Below are 22,903 nucleotides of genomic sequence, written 5' to 3'. Positions count from 1 at the left end.
AATTCAGAAAAAAGAGATAGTTATCTGCTTCTTTTTCAGATTTCGCGCTACTGTAGGATTTTGTCGAAGAATCACACCAAAAAAACTGAACCATTTAAATTCAAAATGATTCAGTCGTTTCTTTTACATTTATTGTCGAAAAATCTACATTTCCTCTATAAATCTAGTCTCATCGTGATACAGTTATCCACTGTGGATAACTTTTGCGCATGAACGAAAGGCTTTAACTCATCCACAACCGCTTCTTTCTCTTGTTGAAAACCTAATAGATCGAAGAACGTAAGCGAGGCTTTTCGATTTGAGATAAGGTATAGTCGCGTAAGTTCTTTCTCTTTCGCAAGCTTTAAGATTTCCTGGAAGAGGGCAAATAATTCTTCACTCTCAAATGAGGAAGTGACAACGAGCGATCGAAGCAGGCCAATTTTCTCTTGAACCTCAATTCCCAGTGTTCCAATCAATCGATTTTCTGAGTCTTCCACTACCAAAAAACAATCGATGCTATGTTTAATGCCTTCTGTACTTAATCCAGCTTTCATTAAGAAGGCAACTACTTCATGAATGTCCTCATGTGTTGCCTGACGAATCACTTTTAACATTCTTTCGTCCTCCCTTTTTTCTATCTTCCTCTAGTGTTAATGTATGAGAGGAAAAAGAGAATAGAACAAAAAATACTAGAAAGCTAGAGTTTATATAAACGTAAAAAAAGCTTCATCTAAGTCAGACGAAGCTTTCTTCATTATTTATTGAATAGTCCTTTGAAAAGGTCTACTACGAAGAAACGAACCTCTACTTTTTCCTCTTCGCTTTCTTCAACGAAGACCGGTCCTTCTTGTGGTGCTTCTGGTTGAATTTCTTCCTTCGTGCTATTTTCACTTATCACAGACTCTTCTTGATCTGTTTTCACTTCTGAGTCGTCACTTGCCTTAGCTTCGACTGTTTCCATCTCAACTTCAATCGCTTCTGCTTTATCTTCAGCATCTACTTCAGTGATTTCATTACCGCTCGCTTCAACTGTCGTTTCAAATCCCGGACTTCTCACTGCTGTCCCTGTCGAGAAATCAAGGAAGCATAGGGGGGGATAAAGAACGCACCACCAGTTCGCGCCTTCCCCTTTACCTAATGTGATCAACACCGCTTCGTATTCACCTGCCGGGTAAAGATATTGACCATACAGCTTTGTAGGAAATTCCACTTTCCCAAATTCCACTTTCACTGATTGATCCAACCCTTCTGCTTCGACCACCTCTTCTGCAATTGTTTGAAGTTGAGGCAATCCTTCTTGAATTACTGACTTCGCTTCATCCTGAGATGTAAGAGACGATACCCAATTCGTGATTTCTTTATTGACCTCATCTCGTACCAGTCTTTTCACGTTTTGATCCTGCTCCAGATCACTGTTTGCCAAGATCCGCAGTCGAATCGCTTCTTCCGGGATAACCATTGCCTCCTGTGCCGCCATTTCCTGTTTCGGTATATATAAACTTAGAATCGTTCCTAATGATAGAACCAAGATATACAATAATACACTATGTTTTGTTTTCATTTTCTCTCCCCCTCAGTAAAACAGTTTAGTCAAAAGGGGGGAATCTTAAACTAGTAAAATAACATTTTTGTTTGGGAAATTGGTTCGGTATGCTTTTTGAATGGCTCTTTTCGTAAACAATGTTGCTATTGAAGGTAGCGAGTGCTAGTTGATTTCCGCTGCAGGTGCTCGCTTTCCGCGGGGCGTGAGTTGAGCCTCCTCGGGATTTGCCCTGCGGGGTCTCAACTTTCCCGCAATTCCCGCAGGAGTCGAGCACCTTCCGCTTCAATCAACTTTCTAAGTATGGAGGATTAATTTACTATTATACACGGCGAGAGAACATCAATTTTCAACGTATGCAGTGGTCGATTTTAGCTTGAATAGTAAGATACTATTTCATTCATTTTTTTCACTAGTAAGCTCTGTCAGCATATCTCTTTTAGATGGTGAGGGGAACGGCGTAGACTCCTGCGGAAAAACGGGCGTGCCGAGACCCCGTTCGGCTAAGCTGAGGAGGCTTGGCCGTTCGTCCGCCGGAAAGCGTAGCCGTTCCCCTCACCATCTATCGCAAACACTCATTGACAGAGCATTGGCAGCTCCTATGTTAGAAAACAAAAATCTTTGCGAAAAGAGGATTTTGAAAATAAAATCTTGTTTTTGAAAATAAGTGGGCTGGTTTTGAAAATAAAACTTCAGTTTTGAAAATAAGTAGAACGGTTTTGAAAATAAACGTGACGATGAGGAGGTTAGAGCAGGGACGTGACTCTATTTTTACTCAGATACATACTAAGTCAGATCCATTTCTTCAAAAAAACACCCCCGATTACCACAATCGAGGGCCTACATCCTTACTTTCTTACACAAAACACCATTCGATCTTTTCCATTGATGTCATGAACGACTTCTGTTTCCGCATCCGGGAAGGTCCGGCGCAATAATTCCGCTACCGTTCCTCCCTGACCGACTCCGACTTCGAACCCAATCAGACACTTCTCCTTCATAACATGAGGCAGCTCATCCATAAAGCGTTTATACAAATCATAACCATCTTCCCCGCCAAATAAAGCGAGTTCGGGTTCATGATCAATGACTACATCCGATAGAGTTTCGCGATCCGTCAAAGGAATATACGGAGGGTTGGATAAAAGAATATCCAGCTTTACGCCATCATCGATCAATGGCTGTAACAGATCCCCTTCGAAAAAGCGGACATTCGCGTCTAGTTTCGAGCTATTCTTCGCCGCTACAGCCAGTGCTTCACTTGAAATATCGACAGCCATCATTTGAAGAGGTATCCGCTCCGATTCCAGTTTCAACGTAACCGCAATCGCCCCGCTTCCCGTTCCGACATCTGCCGCCTGCAAAAGGATACCTGGCTCAAACAAATCCTTCATCTTCTCCAGACCATAATAAATGAGCTCTTCCGTCTCCGGTCTCGGAATCAGCACATGCTCATTCACAACAAACGGTCTGCCATAAAACTCTTCAGACCCGATAATATGCTGAATCGGTACACCGCCAACGTGCTCACGGATCCCATTCTGAAACTCATCCCATTTTTCACGAGGGACGGACCTCCGCTGTTCAGCGAGCAATTGAGATCGAGATAATCCCATCAGATGCCGCAAGTAGATTTCTCCCACATTTTCATCACGGCCATTTTCAACTAAAAAAGAAGAAGCCCATTTTAGGGCTTCAAATAGCGTAACTGACGTCATTTACGCTTCTTCCAGTCTTTCAAGAAGTTTGGATTGGTCTTCGATGATTAATGCATCGATAACATCATCCATTTTTCCTTCAAGGATTTGATCAAGCTTTTGGATTGTTAGGCCGATACGGTGATCCGTGACACGGTTTTGTGGGAAATTGTACGTACGGATACGCTCCGAACGGTCACCTGTACCAACGGCAGATTTACGATTCGCATCGTATTCCGCTTGAACTTCACGTTGGAATTTATCGTAAACACGAGCACGCAATACTTTCATTGCTTTCTCTTTGTTTTTAATTTGTGATTTTTCATCCTGACACGAAACGACGACACCTGTTGGAACGTGCGTTAAACGGACGGCTGACATGGTTGTATTAACACTTTGTCCTCCTGGTCCACTTGAAGCGAATGTATCAACACGGATGTCTTTATCGTGGATATCCACTTCGACTTCTTCTGCTTCCGGAAGACAAGCAACCGTTGCCGTAGATGTATGAATACGTCCGCCCGATTCTGTTTCAGGTACCCGTTGCACACGATGTGCCCCGTTTTCGTATTTCATTTTCGAAAATGCGCCATTTCCATTGATCATGAAGATGATCTCTTTGTATCCACCGACACCAGTGGAGTTCGCTTCCATGACTTCAATCTTCCAGCCTTGTGCTTCTGCAAAGCGGCTGTACATACGATACAAGTCACCGGCAAACAGGGCTGCTTCATCTCCACCGGCAGCACCACGAACCTCCATGACCACGTTCTTATCATCGTTCGGGTCTTTCGGGATCAATAATATTTTCAGACGGGCTTCCAACACTTCAATTTGCTCTTCAAGCTCAGAAACTTCTTCCTTCACCATTTCACGCATATCAGCATCAAGCTTATCATCCAGCATCGCCTTAGCGTCTTTATACTGACTAGTCATGTCTTTATATTCTCGATATGCTTCTACCGTAGCTTGGATGTCTGATTGTTCTTTTGAATAATCTCTTAGCTTCTTTGGGTCATTCACAATTTCTGGATCACTTAATAGTTCATTTAACTTATCATAGCGATCTTCCACTGCTTGTAAACGATCGAACACAGCTATTCACCTCAATTTTAATCCATAACAGTCTAATTATATTATATGGAGTATGTAAACACAAGGAGGATCGGGTATAGGTACCGGGGGAATTTCCTATGTAAAGGGTAAACAGATCAGCTTCCCGACCTGTTTACACCTACGTTATCTTTCAGTGATTTTCACATTGATATCATAGCGGGGAATGGCTTTTTGCAAGTGATCCTTTAACATGGCTTCCTCTTTATCTCTCTCTGACATCGTCATTTCTTTCTTCGTATGAGCCGTCACCCACATTTGGCCGCCATTGATCCAAACCTCGTCTGGTTGGAATTTCGTGTTCTCTTTCACCACTTCACGTGCCTTGTCTTCATAATCACCCATTGTGGTGGACGTCGTTCCAGGTGAATTCGTCAGGTTGGGAAAATTGGGGTTTTGATCTGTGATCTCCCTTACACTTTCATCCTGTCGTTTATCCATTTCAGCCTTACGGTTATCAATGAAACGGGTACCACCACTATCATGATGGACACCATATTCCGACTCCTGATTCACACCGCATGCTGTAATCAATAGGAAGAAAACCGTAAAGGATAACGCTAACGCTAGTTTTTTCATGCTTTCACACCTCCTGGTTTTAGGATTTCCTACAGGAGGGTGCTTATGCATTCAAATCGTATGGACGTAACGGGAAAAATAAAAAAGCAAAGCCCCATCTCCAGGCTTTGCTTTCTCACTCTTATACTTCCTTTACCATTTCAGGTGTCACACTGATTCCAGTGGGCACTTCATGGTGATGGCGACATCTCGGTTCATATGCTTCAGATGCCCCGACAAGGATGACGGGATCATCATAACATGCCGGTTCGCCATTGATTAATCGTTGCGTTCTGCTTGCGGGAGAGCCGCATACTGCGCAAACGGCTTGAAGCTTTGTCACTTGTTCAGCAATGGACAGCAAGTCCGGCATCGGGCCGAATGGTTCTCCACGGAAGTCCTGGTCAAGACCTGCTATAATCACACGATATCCACTGTTCGCTAACGTTTGAACCACTTCTACGATGCCTTCATCGAAAAATTGGACCTCATCAATCGCAACGACATCCACATCAGGATTCAGGTCATCAAGAATGACTTGAGATCCCTCTACTGCTTTGGCGATGACAGAGGTACCATTGTGAGATACAACCGATTCATCGCTATAGCGATTATCTAGTTTTGGCTTATACACTGCAATTTCCTGTTTAGCAAATTGAGTGCGTCGTACCCGGCGGATCAGTTCCTCGGATTTCCCTGAGAACATGCTGCCGCAAATGACTTCTACCCAACCCGAATGTTTCATGACATACACGAATGGCCTCTCCTTCCTTACACATTATTCTATTGAAAAACAGTATGACTGTTAGTATAAATGGACTATTCTTTAGTATAAAGCATTCCTTTATGTACGGGAAAAATGCTCCAATTTCAGTAATTTGGCAGAAAAAAAGAGGCACAGCTCAATTGGAACTGCCTCTATTTCTTCAAAACATTGCTCTTAACGTAATAAAAAACAGGCAAGCATAAGATCCTTGCCTGTTTTCATAATAGAAGAGAAGGGACATTCTAACGCCCATTGTGCTTTACGCACAAAGGATGAAGACATGACCTTCTGACTCTTCATTATTGTTGTTGATTTTTAAGACCGTATTTTTTGTTGAAACGGTCAACACGTCCACCTGCATCAGCGAATTTCTGGCGGCCTGTGTAGAATGGATGGCATTCAGAACATACCTCAACGCGCATTTCTTCCGCTACAGAACCAGTTTCAAATTCGTTACCGCAAGCACAGCTAACTTTGATCATGTTGTACTTAGGATGAATTCCTGATTTCATTACTTTCATCTCCTTCCGCCCTGAATCATCTGAAACAGAGTAATTTATTACGAAGATATATGTGATATGAGCATAAGCATGAGAGTCATTGCCAGCCCCTTACCACATCCATTTTTTTAAAACACATTGACACTATTATAACAAGGACAAGTGATATTTGCAACTAGTAAAATTGGAAGTTGCCGACATCATTTGTTCCTAAAAGAACATTCGAGTATTAGACTAACGCTTCTTCGACTCTTCTGTCAAGACATTGAAAAACTCTTCATTCGTCTTTGATTGCTTTAGCTTGCGCATAAGCTTTTCAGCGAAATCAGGTTGATCAGACATGGCTTTTCTGATCGCCCATAGCTTTTCAAGGTGATCTGGTTTGACGAGAAGCTCTTCGCGGCGAGTTCCAGAACGACGAATGTCGATTGCCGGGAAGATACGTCTTTCTGCAAGCGCACGATCAAGATGAAGCTCCAAGTTCCCTGTTCCTTTGAACTCTTCATAAATCACATCATCCATCCGTGATCCTGTGTCCACCAATGCTGTCGCGAGCACCGTCAAGCTTCCGCCCTCTTCGATGTTACGGGCAGCACCAAAGAAACGCTTCGGACGGTGGAAGGCTGCAGGATCGATACCACCTGAGAGAGTCCGTCCACTTGGAGGGATGACCAGGTTATACGCACGGGCTAAACGAGTGATGCTATCCATCAGGATAATCACGTCTCGCTTATGCTCCACTAAACGCATGGCACGCTCAAGAACAAGTTCTGCCACTTTAATGTGGTTTTCAGGTACTTCATCGAATGTGGAGCTTACTACTTCCGCTTCCACTGAGCGCTCGATATCTGTTACTTCTTCTGGTCGCTCATCGATAAGAAGAATAATTAATTCTGCTTCTGGATGATTCGTTGTGATTGAGTTCGCGATTTCCTTGATCAGCATCGTCTTACCTGCTTTTGGTGGTGCAACGACTAAACCACGTTGTCCAAAACCGACTGGCGCGATAAGGTCCATGATGCGTGTAGAGATTTTGTTCGGCTCTGTTTCAAGCTTCATTTGACGATCAGGGTATAAAGGCGTTAAACCTGGGAAATGCACACGCTCTTTCGCAGATTCAGGCTCATCTCCGTTAACCATTTCCACATGAAGCAGTCCGAAATAGCGTTCGTTCTCTTTCGGAGGGCGTACTTTTCCCGATACTTTATCACCATTCCGAAGATCGAAGCGACGGATTTGTGAAGCAGAAATGTAAATATCCTCAGAGCTAGGAGAATAATTGATTGGACGTAAGAAACCAAATCCTTCTGATTGGATGATTTCAAGAACACCTTCCATAAAGAAGAAACCTTCTTGTTCTGCTCGAACTTTAAGGATGGCGAAAATCAATTCTTTTTTTGTTAATTTGCTATAATAAGAAACTTTGTATTGTTTGGCTAGCTCGTAAAGCTCTTTAAGCTTCATATTTTCTAAGCTAGAGATTGTTAACTCTTCCATTATGACACCACGCTTTATTAATTTGTCCTACCTGAAAATAAAAAAAGAAGGGTAGATTTTTCTAAAAATGAAGAAATACGTTGAAGCAACTATATAAAGAAAAAATGCTGAAGATAAAAACCTTATCTATTGTAACCATACTTTCGATCAAGAATCAATGACTGGGTAAAAAAAGGAAGGTATTTTTGTAGATAGGCAGCATTTTTTTACCTATGAAGAAAAAAAGTGAGTGATAAGAGTGAGGATGGGCAGAGAAGCTCATACCTTCTGCCCATCCGTTCCCTCTTATATAAGAAGAGTTGGTTTCTCTCTCGATGTTTCTATTTCTATTATTTCATCACCAGGTTCGGCTTTTTCTGAAGACTGTGGCGACCGTCGATGAATCGAACGGTGCCGGACTTTGCTCGCATAACAACTGAATGAGTCAATCCGTATGCGCCTTTAAGCTGAACACCTCTTAAAAGTTCACCGTCTGTCACACCTGTTGCAGCGAAAATCGCATCGTCACCGCATACTAGGTCTTCCATTCGAAGGATCTTGTCTACATCTAGCCCCATGCCGATACAGCGTTGAAGTTCAGCATCGTTTTGCGGTAATAGTTTCCCTTGAATTTCTCCACCAAGGCACTTCAAAGCAACTGCTGCCAGTACTCCCTCTGGAGCACCTCCGGATCCGAATAAGATATCGACGCCTGTATGATCAAATGCTGTGTTCATGGCTCCTGCCACGTCCCCATCATTGATCAGCTTGATACGGGCTCCCGCTTCTCTGAGCTGTTGGATGATATGTTCATGACGAGGACGGTTCAAGACTGTTGCTACGACGTCTTCAATGTCCTTGTTCTTCGCTTTTGCAACGGCTTTTAAATTATCGATGACAGAAGCGTTAATATCGATTTTTCCAACTGCTTCAGGTCCAACTGCGATTTTATCCATATACATATCCGGTGCATTCAGTAGGTTTCCATGGTCCGCCACCGCGAGTACCGCCAGTGCATTCCAGCCTCCGGAAGCAACAATATTTGTTCCTTCCAACGGATCGACGGCCACGTCTACACGCGGGCCATAGCCTGTCCCTAGTTTTTCACCAATATAAAGCATTGGAGCTTCATCCATTTCTCCTTCACCGATGACAACTGTCCCCTTCATCGGTACTGTATCAAATACGTCACGCATTGCAGAAGTTGCAGCATCATCTGCTTCATCCTTCTTTCCGCGACCCATCCAACGTGCCGATGCAAGGGCAGCCCCTTCTGTTACTCGAATAAGCTCCATTGATAAACTTCTTTCCATGTATATAGCCTCCCGTGTTCCCTTTTGTTTTACAATAATCTTAAATTGTATAACATATTAACAGAGTTATTGTAACACATTAAAGCGATTGCAGAGACTTTTTTTCGAAAAAAGTAGGACATAATGGTTCGATTGTGCAGAAAATTTATGGTAATACAGGAAATGGTTCTTAGAAAAAAGTAACTGCCAACAATAGAGAGACGAGGTTGATTTCCGCTCCAATCAACTTAGATATCTAATGTTTTATCTAAAAAAGTGAAAACAATAATCTCTCGATAAACTATAAAATTTTATTGAATCTATGACTTCATCTGCTCTAGTTCTTCGGCAGACATCTTTTCGCGCCAAATTGTAGCGCCGAGGCCTTCAAGTTTTGCTACAAGGTCACTGTAACCACGGTCGATATGCTCAAGGCCTGTTACTTCGGTGATCCCTTCAGCCATTAACCCGGCGATGACAAGGGCTGCTCCTGCACGGAGGTCGCTTGCCTTCACTTTGGCACCTTGTAATTGTACAGGGCCGTTGACGATGGCTGAGCGGCCTTCGACTTTGATCGACGCATTCATTCTACGCAGTTCATCGATATGCTTGAAGCGGGCTGAATAAATGGTGTCTGTTACGACGGCAGAACCTTCTGCCCGGTTTAATAACGATGTAAATGGCTGCTGGAGATCTGTAGGGAAACCGGGGTAAACCAATGTTTTCACATCAACCGATTTGAGCTTGTCGGCCCTTCCGATATAGATCTGATCATCGTTCGTTTCAACAGGGACGCCCATTTCACGGAGCTTTGCAATGACCGATTCCATATGTAATGGGATGACGTTGTCTACGAGTACGCCTTTGCCGGCTGCGGCTGCTAGAATCATAAACGTTCCTGCTTCGATACGATCAGGAATGATTGTGTGACGGCAACCGTGAAGCTCGTCCACTCCATCAATACGGATGACGTCCGTTCCTGCCCCTTTGATCTTCGCACCCATATTGCTTAGTAACGTGGCGACGTCGATGATTTCAGGTTCTTTTGCCGCATTTTCGATAATCGTCCGGCCTTTTGCACGAACAGCTGCAAGCATGATGTTGATCGTTGCTCCGACACTGACGACATCAAGATAAATACGAGCACCCTTTAATTCATCGGCACGTAAGTAAATGGCACCTTGTTCATTGGTGACTTCTGCCCCCAACGCTTCGAAGCCCTTTATATGCTGATCGATTGGACGAGGACCGAGATGACATCCACCCGGTAGTCCAATGACCGCTTTCTTGAAACGTCCAAGCATGGCACCCATTAAATAGTAAGAAGCACGAAGCTTCTTTACCTTTCCGCTCGGTAAAGGCATGGACACCATTTGACTAGGATCGACACTCATATCCCCATCTTCCAATGAGACGGAACCACCGATCTCCTCTAATAGATCTTTCAGTGTTCTTACATCAGAGATGTCCGGTAACCCTTCAATTGTCACTGGAGAATCAGCAAGGATCGTTGCCGGGATTAAGGCTACCGCACTATTTTTGGCCCCACTTACTTTAATGGTTCCTTCAAGTGGATACCCTCCTGCAATTTTTAGCTTTTCCATATTAAACTCCCTTCCACTGTTCATTGAAGAAGAAACCCCAATGGCTGTCAGGATTCTCACATCAATGAACAAAAAGGATTATTTTTCCAATAGAAGACGTTCTAAGAAGTATTGTCTACTAGTGTATACATAATTCGTGAAAACATGTATAGGATAATCGAATTTTTTTATTATAGACTGATTGACCTAGACTTAACGGTTGTTCCAGTCATTCAAGAACGCGTCAATTCCTTTATCCGTAAGGGGATGCTGGAATAATTGCTTCAAGACTTTAAGTGGCACCGTTGCAATATGAGCTCCTCGTAGTGCCGCTTCCGTAATATGCTGAGGGTGGCGGGTCGATGCCGCGATGATTTCTGTTTCCAAGCCGTGAACGGCAAAGATTTCAGCAATCTGGGAAACGAGCTCCAGGCCATCTTGACCGATATCATCTAACCGTCCTAAAAATGGAGAAACATATGTTGCTCCTGCACGGGCTGCAAGAAGTGCCTGATTCGCACTGAAAATCAGCGTGACATTTGTTTTGATTCCTTCTTTAGCAAAAGTAGATGCAGCCGTCAGACCATCAGGCGTCATAGGTAGTTTCACTGTAATGTTTGGAGCAATCTTCGCCAGTTCCCTACCCTCTTTGATCATTCCTTCAGCGTCGGTCGCGATGACTTCAGCGCTTACAGAACCAGGAACTAAATCCGTTATTTCCTTTAAGCGATCTTCAAATGTAACGTTTTTCTCTTTAGCGACAAGCGACGGATTCGTTGTCACTCCTGAAATAATACCCCAATCAAATGCTTCTTTAATTTCACTCATGTTTGCTGTGTCTATAAAAAACTTCATTTTTTTCTACCCCATTTTCGACAAAATTTTCAATCTATTTTTAAGGAACTGAAGGGACTGACCCAAAAGGTATCAACCTTCTCCTGGCGCCAGTCCCATCCTTCAGCTTCATTCATTTATTACCACGTTTGGAAATAATCTAATCAAGATCAGGTCACTTTCCAAACATTACCGGATCTTTACGCTTGGTTTGAAGAACCAAATTCGCGCATTTTTCCGATTACTGTTGCTTTGATTGCTTCACGAGCTGGACCCATGTATTTACGTGGATCATATACTTCTGTGTCAGCCGCTAATACTTCGCGTACTGCTTTAGCAGAAGTGATTTGATTTTCAGTATTTACATTGATTTTAGCCGTTCCGTAAGAAATCGCTTTTTGAATATCTTTTGTAGGAATTCCAGTTCCACCGTGAAGTACTAATGGTACTCCTGCAGCAGCTCCGATTTCTTCCATTTCTTTAAATCCTAGGTTTGGTTCACCTTTGTAAGGACCGTGAACAGAACCAAGAGCTGGTGCAAGTGTATCGATACCAGTACGTTCAACTAGTTCTTGACACTCTTTAGGATCTGCATAGATAACGCCATCAGCGATTACGTCATCTTCCTGTCCACCAACAGTTCCAAGCTCTGCTTCAACAGAAACACCTTTAGAGTGAGCATATTCAACCACTTTAGAAGTGATTTCAATGTTCTCTTCGAAAGGACCGTGAGAAGCATCAATCATAACAGAAGTGAATCCTGCATCGATTGCTTCTTTACACTTGTCATAGCTTGAACCGTGGTCTAAGTGGATCGCAACAGGTACAGTGATGTTTAAGTCTTCCATCAGACCTTCAACCATTTTCACAACTGTTTTGAAGCCGCTCATGTAGCGAGCTGCCCCTTCAGAAACACCAAGGATGACAGGTGATTTTTCTTCTTCTGCCGCTTGCAGGATCGCTTGAGTGAACTCAAGGTTATTCAGATTGAATTGACCTACTGCATAGCTCTTTTCTTTTGCTTGAATAAGCATGTCTTTCATTGAAACTAAAGGCATAGTTATTTCCTCCTTCTATTCAGTCAGTGTACCATTATAGTAGAAATGGCAGTGTTATATGTAACACTATGTGACATTGTTTGCAATTTCATTTGTATCATACCAAAACAAAATTGATTTTACCAACTGAAGAGGCGAATTGTTAAAAATACTACTATTTTCACTATTCAAATAACTGTAATCATGCTGGAATATATTGTTTGACCGCTTTTCTGATATCATCAATATCAAATGGTTTCGCAAAATGGGTAAGCGCTCCCAAATCCTTTGCTTCCTGAATCATGTCTAACTCTCCGTATGCTGTCATAATAATGACACGGATGTCTGCATCCTTCTGCTTCATACGTTTCAGGATTTCAATTCCATCCATTCCCGGAATTTTCATATCCAGTAAAACCAAATCAGGGGAATGCTTATCTACGATTTCAAGCGCCTGGATTCCGTTCGCTGCTTGAAATGTTTGGTAGCCTTCCTTTTGTAACACTTCATTTAATAGTATTCTAATACCAAATTGATCGTCTACAATTAGAATTTTCTCATTCATACATCCCAATCCCCTTCACATTTTAGTAAATTATGTATTCTCTTGGTAAATAAACGAATCATAATAACTGTATATTTATTACTTATTCTCTTTTTCCTGTATAAAATCCTGCTTGTTCCCTATATTTTACGCCAGACCTTTTTCCCCTTTATAATAAGCGTTAGAATAGTAAATGTCGAAGTTAAAGATAGAAGGAGATTGAACTAAAATGATTAAAATGTTTACAACACAGTTAACGGGACTGTTTAAACGCATTTACGATAAGCAAGAATTTGAAATCGAAGACGGAGCCCGCCTGCTGGCACAGGCCGCCATTGGTCAGGGACATATCTATATAAAAGGATTCGGGGAAATGGAGGCTGTCACAGCAGAAGCACTATTTGGTGCAGAACCCCTTCCATCCGCCAAACAGTTTGATTCATCTATTGAGCTGACCGATGCGGATCGTGTGTTAATCGTAAGCCGTTTCTCAACAGACGAAGAGGCCGTGACACTGGGTAGAAAATTGTCGGATGATGGTGTTCCATTTGTGGCGGTGTCAGGTCTCATAGAAGGAGAAGACAGCCTGCCTGACGTAGCCGATGTTCATTTGGATACAAAAGTGATTAAAGGAATGCTTCCAGGCGATGAAATCGGTGAGCGCGTGAGCTTCCCCTCAAGCATGGCCGCTCTTTACATTTACTTTGCTTTGGGATTTGTCATTCGTGAGATGTTGGAGGAGTATGAAGAATAATCGTTGGAGCTCATTCTCGGTGGAGAATGAGCTTTTTTTGATCGGATACATGCGAAATGTGTCGATGATGGTGGTACGGTCGATATCGTGAAAGGAAGGTTGGTAAAATGAAAGAACGGTTGATTTATCTGGATAAAGGTCGATAAATCGAAACGACGGTTGATAAATCCCCATAAAGGTCTATAAACCCGAATTCATCCTTTAACTCATACATGCAAAAAAGCTCTCCCAAACCAGGAGAGCTTTTTCCATACCAATCTTATTTTTCGCCATACGCAAGTGATGCTTCCACGAAGTCTCTGAATAGAGGCTGTGGACGTGTTGGGCGTGATGTGAATTCAGGGTGGAATTGAGATGCAACGAACCACGGGTGGTCGCTTAACTCAATGATTTCCACAAGGCGGCCATCCGGGCTTGTGCCTGAGAAGATGAAGCCTGCTTTTTCCATTTGCTCACGATAGTGATTATTGAATTCGAAGCGGTGACGATGACGTTCGTAAACCACTTCTCCGTCATAGGCTGCATACGCTTTTGAACCTTTTGTCAGCTTACATGGGTATAGTCCAAGACGCAGGGTTCCTCCAAGGTCTTCGATGTCCTTTTGTTCAGGTAATAGATCGATGACCGGGAATGGTGTTTCAGGATTCAACTCTGCAGAGTGAGCTCCTTCAAGACCAAGAACGTTACGTGCATATTCTACCGATGCGAGTTGCATACCAAGGCAGATGCCAAGGAAAGGAATCTTGTTTTCACGTGCATATTGAGTCGCAGAGATTTTCCCTTCTACCCCACGGTCACCGAAGCCACCAGGTACTAGGATTCCATCTACGTCCGCAAGCTTTTCTGATACGTTTTCGTTGTCGATCAGTTCCGAGTTCAACCATCTTACTTCGATGTCGCTATCGAATTGATAGCCTGCGTGACGAAGGGCTTCCACAACTGAAATATACGCATCTTGTAATTCAACATATTTCCCTACTAGGGCGATTCTTGTTTTACGAGATAGATTTTTCACGCGATCGACGAGTTCATTCCACTCGGTCATATCCGCTTCGTGGCAATTCAGTTTCAAATGTTGGCATGTGATTTCATCCAGCTTTTGAGCCTGAAGGGCAAGTGGAACAGAGTAAAGTGTATCTGCATCCATTGCTTCGATTACCGCATTCTTATCAATATCACAGAATAACGCAATCTTGTCCTTCATATCTTGAGTCATCGGCATTTCGTTACGCACGACGATGACATTTGGCTGGATACCAAGACTGCGAAGCTCTTTCACACTATGCTGAGTCGGTTTTGTTTTCATTTCACCGGCTGCTTTAATATAAGGAATCAACGTACAGTGGATGTACATTACGTTTTCACGACCTACATCACTCTTGATTTGGCGGATTGCTTCTAAGAATGGAAGCGATTCGATATCCCCCACCGTTCCACCGATTTCTGTGATCACGACATCTGAATTCGTTTCGCGACCGGCACGGTATACGCGCTCTTTGATTTCATTTGTGATATGTGGAATGACCTGCACCGTTCCACCAAGGTAATCTCCGCGACGTTCTTTTTTCAATACAGTCGAATAGATTTTACCTGTTGTGACCGAGCTGTACTTCGTTAAATTGATATCTACGAAACGTTCGTAGTGACCTAAGTCCAGATCCGTTTCCGCACCATCATCTGTTACGAATACTTCACCGTGCTGATAGGGACTCATCGTTCCCGGATCCACGTTGATATAAGGATCAAACTTCTGGATCGTGACACTCACTCCACGGTTTTTTAATAGTCTTCCAAGGGACGCTGCTGTGATCCCTTTCCCTAGTGACGACACTACGCCACCTGTTACGAAAATATACTTAGTCATGTATATGTCCCCCTTCAAAGTAAGTTTGGTTCAAAAAAAGTAGAGGGTGTCTATTGTAGTTATGTCATGAATTTATCTTGTTCAAAGAAGGACTAGTCCATTCTCTATAAAATAAATTCATTTCCATAAACAGCTAAAAGACAGCCTCTTATTATCAATATACATAAAAATGTAAGGGGTTTGAGAATATTGATCCGCTGCACGTATGGTATAACCCTCTTGTGCCAATGCTTTCTACTTATAAAAACAAAAAACGCCCCGCTTACAATCATGTAAGGGGAGCGTAATATACGATATTCGTCCTTTTTTAAGGAGCCCAAATAAAATACTACCTTCCAAAACGGAAGAAGTCAAGCATAGAATAATGAGCTAAATGGAATAAATAGAAAGGATTATTTCTCTTCTTCTTCCTCTTCATCCTCATCCTCGTCTTCATCTAATTCATCGATGTCAAGGTCTTCGTCGTCGTCATCATCGATGTCAAGATCCTCATCCGCGTCGTCAACGTCATCAACGTCGTCGTCATCATCTGTCAGATCATCGTCATCGTCTGTATCGTCAAGATCATCAAAATCAAGTTCTTCATCGTCAAGATCATCGAAGTCTTCAAGATCAAGATCTTCGTCTTTTTTCTTTGCTTTTTTCTTTTTGCTGGATTTCATCGTTGGAACGGTTTCTTCCTCGATTTGGTCAACCGGGTACCATTCTCTTAATCCCCACGTATTGTCACCCATGGCAATGAAGCGTCCATCGATATTCAAGTCCGTGTAGAATTGAAGCAAACGGCTTTTAACCTCTTTATCAGAGAGCTCAAGTATACCTTTAATTTCTTTGGCAACCGCTTCGAATGCCATTGCTTTCTTTTTCCCTGCTAATATTTCATGTGCCAACTCAATAAAAGATGTTTGACGTATTTCCTCTTTGGATAACTTCTTAAGACTCACTTTACGCACTTCCTTTCTCTATTTCACACTCTACTTGGTAGAGTAAAAAAGGGCAAAAATTCTCCATTATCAATTTTAACCATATTAATCATTATAAACAATGTAAAAGACTTTATGCTATACCTATCTGGTATTTCTCTCATTTTTATTCGAAACTGAAGTTAGGAAGGCTTTCCATTCTCCCACTTCTCTTCTTTCTGGCCGTTACGGATCACCCGGTAGGCTTCATAGAATAGATAGAAAGACAGCAGGAAGAAAGGGATGGCGCCTAATTGAATTTGATATAAACGAACGGCGATATATATAATGATGATCAATAGTATGTAGCGAAAAATGGTCTTCACAGTCTCACATCCAAACGTCTGTATCGTTCTTCCTTCTCACTTATCTGACAATTTTCATTATATAGGAAATCTTTCCCTATAACTATTAAGTTCGTGTTAAAAATTGGTCGATTTTGTTTAAAGGATAGACGGTTTGGAGACTTTTTAAACTTGTCGGGTTGATTTTATCTTTTCAAGAGTTATGCGTTGTTGATTTCCGCTGCAGGCACTCGCTTTCCTCGGGGCGTGAGTTGAGCCTCCTCGGGCCTTGCCCTGCGGGGTCTCAACTTTCCCGCTATTACCGTAGGAGTCGAGTGCCTGCAGCGAAAATCAACTTAGTTATGGTACTAATAAGAATTACCTAAATTCGCCTAATAATATAAAACTAATTCTTGAAAAGTTCCATTATCCATCCCTATGAATGTGCCCATTGATCATCAATTATAAGCCCACCGTGAAAAAAGAGACTACCGCACATCTACAGTAGTCTCATCTTCTTCAATATCGGTTACATATTCCGACGGTATTGCCCACCTACTTCATAGAGGGCTCTTGTGATTTGACCGAGACTGGCCACTCTTACCGTTTCCATCAGTTCTTCAAAGATGTTTCCTCCGCCCACCGCTGCTTGTTTTAAGCGGTTCAAGGCTTCTGCAGTTTGATCTTTGTGCTGTGATTGGAAGTCTTGCAGATTGTGAATTTGTGTTTCTTTTTCTTCCTTCGTTGCACGTGCAAGTTCCATGCTGTCCATTTGATCCTCTGAAGGTGGATTTGGATTCAAGTACGTGTTCACTCCCACTATTGGAAGCTCCCCAGAATGTTTTTTCATTTCATAGTACATGGATTCTTCTTGGATTTTCCCACGTTGGTACTGGGTTTCCATCGAACCTAGTACGCCGCCTCGATCATTTAAGCGATCAAATTCGGTCAGAACCATTTCCTCCACGAGATCCGTCAGCTCTTCTGCGATGAACGAGCCTTGCAGCGGATTTTCGTTCTTGGATAATCCGTGTTCTTTCGTGATGATCATTTGGATCGCCATGGCGCGACGAACGGATTCTTCCGTCGGTGTTGTAATCGCTTCATCATAGGCATTGGTGTGCAGGGAATTACAGTTGTCCTGCAGGGCCATCAATGCTTGCAGCGTTGTACGAATGTCGTTAAAGTCAATTTCTTGAGCGTGCAGTGAACGACCTGAAGTTTGGATGTGGTACTTCAGCTTCTGACTGCGTTCGTTGGCACCGTATTTATCCCGCATAACCGTGGACCAAATTCGACGGGCCACGCGGCCGATCACCGTATACTCTGGATCCAGACCATTCGAGAAGAAGAATGATAGGTTTGGTGCAAAGTCATTGATATCCATTCCACGGCTTAAATAGTATTCTACATACGTAAATCCATTCGCCAATGTGAAGGCAAGCTGTGAAATCGGATTCGCTCCCGCTTCTGCGATATGGTAACCGGAAATCGATACAGAGTAATAGTTTCTCACTTTGTGATCGATGAAGTACTGCTGGATGTCACCCATCATCCGTAGGGCGAATTCCGTCGAGAAGATACAAGTATTTTGTCCTTGATCTTCTTTTAAAATATCTGCCTGCACGGTTCCCCGCACGACTTGCATCGTTTGTTCTTTCACTTCCACATATTCTTCCACCGTCAGCACGCGGCCAAGCTCTTCTTCCTTCATGCGGATCTGTTGATCGACCGCTGTATTCATATACATTGCAAGGATGATTGGTGCCGGACCATTGATGGTCATGGATACAGATGTAGAAGGCGCACATAGATCAAAGCCAGCGTATAGCTTCTTCATGTCTTCAAGTGTACAGATGCTCACTCCACTCTCTCCGACTTTCCCGTAAATGTCAGGACGGTGATCCGGATCTTCACCGTATAATGTAACGGAATCAAAGGCCGTACTCAGGCGTTTCGCATCATCGTCCTTAGAAAGATAATGGAAACGGCGATTCGTCCGTTCAGGCGTTCCTTCTCCTGCAAACTGACGCTTCGGATCTTCCCCTTTTCGTTTAAACGGAAATACTCCTGCTGTGTATGGGAACGAGCCTGGAACGTTCTCTTTGTATACCCAATCTAGAATCTGGCCGTAGTCTTTGTATTTCGGAAGGGATACTTTCGGAATATCCAGCCCTGATAAGCTCTTCGTCTTTAATTCAGTGACAATCTCTTTATCTCGGATCTTCGTGACGAACTGATCCTTGCTGTATGTTTCTTTTAGATGATCCCATTTTTGCAGGATCTGCTTCGATTCATCTGTTAATTTACCTTCGACTTCTTCTTTTAACGTTTGAAGGGAAGTGACGACACCTTCATTCGTTTCTTTTTGATTGACTGCTTCGATTGCCCCGTGGAGCTGGAACAATCTGCGGGCGATGTTCACTTGTTCTTCGGATTTCTTATGATAGTTCCGAACGGTTTCTGCAATCTCACGGAGATAATAACGGCGATTGTTTGGAATGATGACGTTTTGCTTTTCAACATCCACGTCTTTAGAGAAGCTCGTTTTCCAATCCAGCTCCATTTTATGATTAACTGTTTCCAAAATGGCTGCAAATAAGGCGTTCGTACCTGGATCGTTGAACTGACTGGCAATCGTTCCGTATACCGGCATGTCATCCAAGTCTTTATCAAAGAGCATGTGACTACGCTGGTACTGTTTCTGAACCTGGCGCCTTGCATCCTCAGATCCTTTGCGCTCAAATTTGTTAATGACAATCAAATCGGCAAAATCGATCATATCGATTTTCTCAAGCTGAGACGGCGCACCGAACTCACTTGTCATTACGTACATGGACATATCACAGATTTCAGCGATTTCCGCATCTCCCTGCCCGATCCCGCTTGTTTCGACAACAATCAGATCATACCCTGCAGCTTTGACGACATTGATTGCATCCTTGATCGCGAATGAAAGCTCTGTTTTCGATCCACGAGTGGCAAGGCTCCGCATATACACGCGAGGATTGAAGATCGCATTCATCCGAATCCTGTCCCCAAGAAGGGCTCCACCCGTTTTTTGTTTCGTTGGATCGATGGATAGAATGGCGATTTTCTTTTCAGGAAGTTCGTTGATGAAACGACGAATCAGTTCATCTGTCAAGGAACTCTTCCCTGCTCCACCTGTCCCTGTAATTCCCAGTACAGGCGCTTTTTTCGCCAGACTCTTGATTTCCGAGAACACCGTTTGAGCCGTCGCCGCCACTTCTTCATTCGCTCCTACTTGATACTCAGCAAGTGAAATCAGCTTCGAAACCGTGTTCACATTTCCAGTGGAAAGCTTTTCAACCTCGTGATTCACGCTTCCTTTAATGGTTGGGAAATCACATTCCTCGATCATCTTGTTGATCATGCCTTGAAGACCCTGTGTTCTACCGTCTTCAGGTGAAAAGATGCGGGCAACCCCGTATTCGTGTAGTTCCTTGATTTCACGTGGGATGATTACACCCCCGCCGCCTCCATAAATCCTGATATGGGAAGCTCCTCTTTCTTTCAAAAGGTCATACATATATTTGAAGTATTCAACGTGTCCACCCTGGTAGGATGAAATCGCGATTCCCTGTACATCCTCTTGAATCGCTGCATTAACGACTTCTTCTACGGAGCGGTTATGACCCAGATGGATCACTTCTGCTCCACTTGCTTGGATAATCCGACGCATTATGTTGATCGACGCATCATGTCCGTCAAACAGACTTGAAGCCGTGACAAAACGAACATGGTGCTTTGGTTTATAAATCTCAACCGTGCTCATATTACTCCCCCTGTTCTCCCTTGTTTTTCAAACCCGATGATTCCAGAAAATAGAAGATCGATTTGAAGATTGATGTATTCCTCGAGTGTAAACCGTTTCTGCATGGCCCAACGACGGAATCCCCACATCTGCCCCTGGACAAATACATTCTGAGCGAGCATATGGATCTGATTCTCATTAAGCTCTAGCTTCCCGCTGTCCACGCAGCCTTTAATAAGGTCTTCAACCATCCCCACCATTTCAAGTTCCTTGCGGAGTACATATGGAAGGGCGTCCTTTGATAAAGATTTCGCTTCTTGATACATGACAAGTACTTCATCCTGCATCCGGTCCATCACCTGAAAATAATGGGCGATACCGAGCCTTAAACTCTCAAGCGTCCCTTTGCCTACATCCAACTTCTCTAGCTCCAATCGAACCTGCTCATAAATGCTGTCACACACTAAATACAGGACATCTTCCTTTGTTCGTATATATTCATATAGCGTTCCGATACTAAATCCGGCGGCCTTTGCGATCTCTCTAGTCGTGGTGCGATGAAATCCCTTTTGTTTAAATAGAGAGACGGCCCCACTAATCATCTGATCACGCCGCTTTTCTACTAAACGCTCATCCTTCACCGAAGCATGGACTTCCCTCTTCTTATTCAAAACAATCGACCGCCTTTTCTATCCATTTCTCCCATTGACCCCTAATCCAAAACCACCTGCCTCATCCCCCAACAAAGCAGATGGTTATCTATCTCTCTTTACCTATATATCGGTTATGCCGGGTCTGGCACCCTAAAGAAGAATCCATCATACAAACCCCTTTACGCCACGAAACATCGCAGAACCAAGCAGGTGCCTGACACGCTTCAAAACCTACCAAGAGATTCCCTTCAAGAACCCCTAACAACCAAACCCCAACCTCCGTCATACCGGGTCTGGCACCCTGAAGTTGCAAACGATGATACAAACCCCTTTACGCCACGAAACACCACAATTTCATCGGGTGCCTGACACGCTTCAAACCTACCACGAGATCCCCTTCAAGAAATCCTCTGCACAGTCCCAATCAAAAATTACTTCGTCACCATCCGCGAAATAACCAATCGCTGGATCTCCTGCGTCCCCTCATAAATCTGCGTAATCTTCGCATCACGCATATAACGTTCCACCGGATAATCCTTCGTATAGCCATATCCACCAAAGATCTGAACCGCTTCTGTCGTCACCTTCATCGCCGTGTCCCCAGCCATAAGCTTCGACATCGCTGATTCTTTTCCGTAAGGAAGACCTTCTGACTCTAACCAGGCAGCTTGATAGGTTAAGAGACGGGATGCTTCGATAGACGTAGCCATATCAGCGATCTTGAATGAAATCCCCTGATTCGCAGCAATTGGCTTGCCGAACTGCTCACGCTCTTTTGCATAATCGACAGAGGCATCAAGTGCTCCTTGCGCAATCCCCACCGCTTGAGCGGCAATTCCGTTACGACCACCATCAAGAGTCATCATGGCAATCTTGAAGCCGTCTCCTTCGTTTCCAAGCATATTTTCCTTTGGTACCTTACAATCTTCAAACACGATCTCAGTCGTTGGTGATGAACGGATCCCAAGCTTCTTCTCTTTTTTCCCTACAGAGAATCCTGCAAATTCTTTCTCCACGATGAAAGCACTTGTTCCACGTTGGCGTTGAGTCGGATCTGTCAAAGCAAACACGATATACGTATCGGCAATTCCACCATTTGTGATGAAAATTTTCGAGCCGTTCAACACGTAGTGATCTCCTTCTAAACGAGCCGTCGTTTTCATCCCGCCTGCATCTGAACCTGAACCTGGCTCAGTCAAGCCGTAAGCACCGATTTTTTCTCCCTGCGCCATTGGACGAAGGTACTTCTGCTTTTGCTCTTCTGTACCGAATTTATATACAGGCCAGCCTGCAAGTGACGTATGGGCAGAAAGTGTAACCCCTACAGACGCACACACTCTGGATAGCTCTTCAACCGCGATACAATAAGCTAAAAAGTCACTTCCGATTCCACCGTACTCCTCCGGCCAAGGAATCCCCGTCAAACCAAGCTCAGCCATCTTCTTAAATAAATCCATATCAAAGCGCTCTTCCTCATCACGCTCAGCAGCAGTAGGCGCTACCTCATTCCGCGCAAAATCACGCACCATCTTACGAATCATCTCATGCTCTTCCGACAACTTAAAATTCATCTCAATTCCTCCTCATATCTACTACACACCGGGTCTGGCACCCTCAAAAGACAAGCTACAACACAAACCCCTTTTACGCTACTTAAACATCACAGTTTATATAAGGTGCCTGACACGC

General features: G+C 43.4%; 20 protein-coding genes. 1 reads left to right on the top strand and 19 read right to left on the bottom strand.

Features of this window, described 5'->3' with window-relative positions:
- Positions 1-155: 155 nt before the first annotated feature.
- The 13 genes from FGG79_RS17955 to FGG79_RS17895 all read right to left on the bottom strand — a co-directional run bounded on the left by FGG79_RS17955 (position 156) and on the right by FGG79_RS17895 (position 12,943).
- On the bottom strand, positions 156-596 hold the full coding sequence (locus FGG79_RS17955) for a GNAT family N-acetyltransferase (RefSeq protein ID WP_138780860.1): 441 nt from the start codon (positions 594-596) through the stop codon (positions 156-158).
- 140 nt (positions 597-736) lie between these two features.
- A complete protein-coding gene (gene spoIIR, locus FGG79_RS17950) occupies positions 737-1,543 on the bottom strand; it encodes a stage II sporulation protein R (RefSeq protein WP_138780858.1) in 807 nt (268 codons plus the stop codon).
- An 827-nt stretch (positions 1,544-2,370) separates the two neighbouring features.
- Positions 2,371-3,240 carry a peptide chain release factor N(5)-glutamine methyltransferase gene (prmC, locus tag FGG79_RS17945; RefSeq protein ID WP_138780856.1) on the bottom strand — a complete coding sequence of 290 codons (870 nt, stop codon included), beginning with the start codon at positions 3,238-3,240 and terminating at the stop codon, positions 2,371-2,373.
- Positions 3,241-4,314 carry a peptide chain release factor 1 gene (gene prfA, locus FGG79_RS17940; RefSeq protein WP_138780854.1) on the bottom strand — a complete coding sequence of 358 codons (1,074 nt, stop codon included), beginning with the start codon at positions 4,312-4,314 and terminating at the stop codon, positions 3,241-3,243. It abuts the gene before it with no gap.
- Between the two features lie 144 nt (positions 4,315-4,458).
- Entirely contained in the window at positions 4,459-4,911 is a 453-nt protein-coding gene (locus tag FGG79_RS17935) for a hypothetical protein (protein ID WP_138780852.1), read from the bottom strand.
- Positions 4,912-5,032: 121 nt separating this feature from the next.
- Positions 5,033-5,644: a thymidine kinase gene (locus FGG79_RS17930; RefSeq protein ID WP_138780850.1), complete on the bottom strand. Its 612-nt coding sequence runs from the start codon at positions 5,642-5,644 to the stop codon at positions 5,033-5,035.
- A 311-nt stretch (positions 5,645-5,955) separates the two neighbouring features.
- Positions 5,956-6,168 carry a 50S ribosomal protein L31 gene (gene rpmE, locus FGG79_RS17925; protein ID WP_138780848.1) on the bottom strand — a complete coding sequence of 71 codons (213 nt, stop codon included), beginning with the start codon at positions 6,166-6,168 and terminating at the stop codon, positions 5,956-5,958.
- A gap of 222 nt (positions 6,169-6,390) precedes the next feature.
- Positions 6,391-7,653 carry a transcription termination factor Rho gene (gene rho / locus FGG79_RS17920; protein WP_138780846.1) on the bottom strand — a complete coding sequence of 421 codons (1,263 nt, stop codon included), beginning with the start codon at positions 7,651-7,653 and terminating at the stop codon, positions 6,391-6,393.
- Positions 7,654-7,982: 329 nt separating this feature from the next.
- Positions 7,983-8,945, bottom strand: coding sequence for a class II fructose-bisphosphatase (glpX, locus tag FGG79_RS17915; RefSeq protein WP_138780844.1), 963 nt, complete (start codon positions 8,943-8,945; stop codon positions 7,983-7,985).
- A 299-nt stretch (positions 8,946-9,244) separates the two neighbouring features.
- A complete protein-coding gene (locus FGG79_RS17910; RefSeq protein WP_138780842.1) occupies positions 9,245-10,528 on the bottom strand; it encodes a UDP-N-acetylglucosamine 1-carboxyvinyltransferase in 1,284 nt (427 codons plus the stop codon).
- A 192-nt stretch (positions 10,529-10,720) separates the two neighbouring features.
- The gene (gene fsa / locus FGG79_RS17905) at positions 10,721-11,362 is read right to left on the bottom strand and encodes a fructose-6-phosphate aldolase (protein ID WP_138780840.1); all 642 of its coding nucleotides are present in this window, start codon (positions 11,360-11,362) and stop codon (positions 10,721-10,723) included.
- A 179-nt stretch (positions 11,363-11,541) separates the two neighbouring features.
- Positions 11,542-12,399: a class II fructose-bisphosphate aldolase gene (locus FGG79_RS17900; protein ID WP_138780838.1), complete on the bottom strand. Its 858-nt coding sequence runs from the start codon at positions 12,397-12,399 to the stop codon at positions 11,542-11,544.
- A gap of 181 nt (positions 12,400-12,580) precedes the next feature.
- On the bottom strand, positions 12,581-12,943 hold the full coding sequence (locus FGG79_RS17895; protein WP_138780836.1) for a response regulator: 363 nt from the start codon (positions 12,941-12,943) through the stop codon (positions 12,581-12,583).
- Between the two features lie 208 nt (positions 12,944-13,151).
- On the opposite strand from FGG79_RS17895, the gene FGG79_RS17890 reads away from it, so the two are divergent.
- Entirely contained in the window at positions 13,152-13,676 is a 525-nt protein-coding gene (locus FGG79_RS17890) for a DUF2529 domain-containing protein (RefSeq protein ID WP_138780834.1), read from the top strand.
- Positions 13,677-13,935: 259 nt separating this feature from the next.
- Here FGG79_RS17890 and FGG79_RS17885 read toward each other — a convergent pair whose 3' ends face one another.
- The 6 genes from FGG79_RS17885 to FGG79_RS17860 all read right to left on the bottom strand — a co-directional run bounded on the left by FGG79_RS17885 (position 13,936) and on the right by FGG79_RS17860 (position 22,785).
- Positions 13,936-15,540: a CTP synthase gene (locus FGG79_RS17885; RefSeq protein ID WP_138780832.1), complete on the bottom strand. Its 1,605-nt coding sequence runs from the start codon at positions 15,538-15,540 to the stop codon at positions 13,936-13,938.
- A gap of 392 nt (positions 15,541-15,932) precedes the next feature.
- Positions 15,933-16,484: a DNA-directed RNA polymerase subunit delta gene (gene rpoE / locus FGG79_RS17880; RefSeq protein ID WP_138780830.1), complete on the bottom strand. Its 552-nt coding sequence runs from the start codon at positions 16,482-16,484 to the stop codon at positions 15,933-15,935.
- A 161-nt stretch (positions 16,485-16,645) separates the two neighbouring features.
- Positions 16,646-16,828, bottom strand: a complete 183-nt coding sequence (locus FGG79_RS17875) for a hypothetical protein (protein ID WP_138780828.1) — start codon at positions 16,826-16,828, stop codon at positions 16,646-16,648.
- A gap of 487 nt (positions 16,829-17,315) precedes the next feature.
- Positions 17,316-20,582, bottom strand: coding sequence for a fused isobutyryl-CoA mutase/GTPase IcmF (icmF, locus tag FGG79_RS17870; protein WP_138780826.1), 3,267 nt, complete (start codon positions 20,580-20,582; stop codon positions 17,316-17,318).
- On the bottom strand, positions 20,579-21,232 hold the full coding sequence (locus tag FGG79_RS17865; protein ID WP_240794327.1) for a TetR/AcrR family transcriptional regulator: 654 nt from the start codon (positions 21,230-21,232) through the stop codon (positions 20,579-20,581). The genes icmF and FGG79_RS17865 overlap by 4 nt, the downstream gene beginning before the upstream one ends.
- A 413-nt stretch (positions 21,233-21,645) precedes the next feature.
- Complete coding sequence (locus FGG79_RS17860; RefSeq protein WP_138780824.1) at positions 21,646-22,785, bottom strand: acyl-CoA dehydrogenase; 1,140 nt, start codon at positions 22,783-22,785, stop codon at positions 21,646-21,648.
- Positions 22,786-22,903 lie beyond the last annotated feature (118 nt).

It is taken from the genome of Bacillus sp. BHET2 (assembly GCF_005938125.1).
In the GTDB taxonomy this organism is placed as follows: domain Bacteria; phylum Bacillota; class Bacilli; order Bacillales; family Bacillaceae_B; genus Rossellomorea.
The sequence above is the reverse complement of the archived record's forward strand: the minus strand, read 5'-3'. Positions and strand labels throughout refer to the sequence as shown.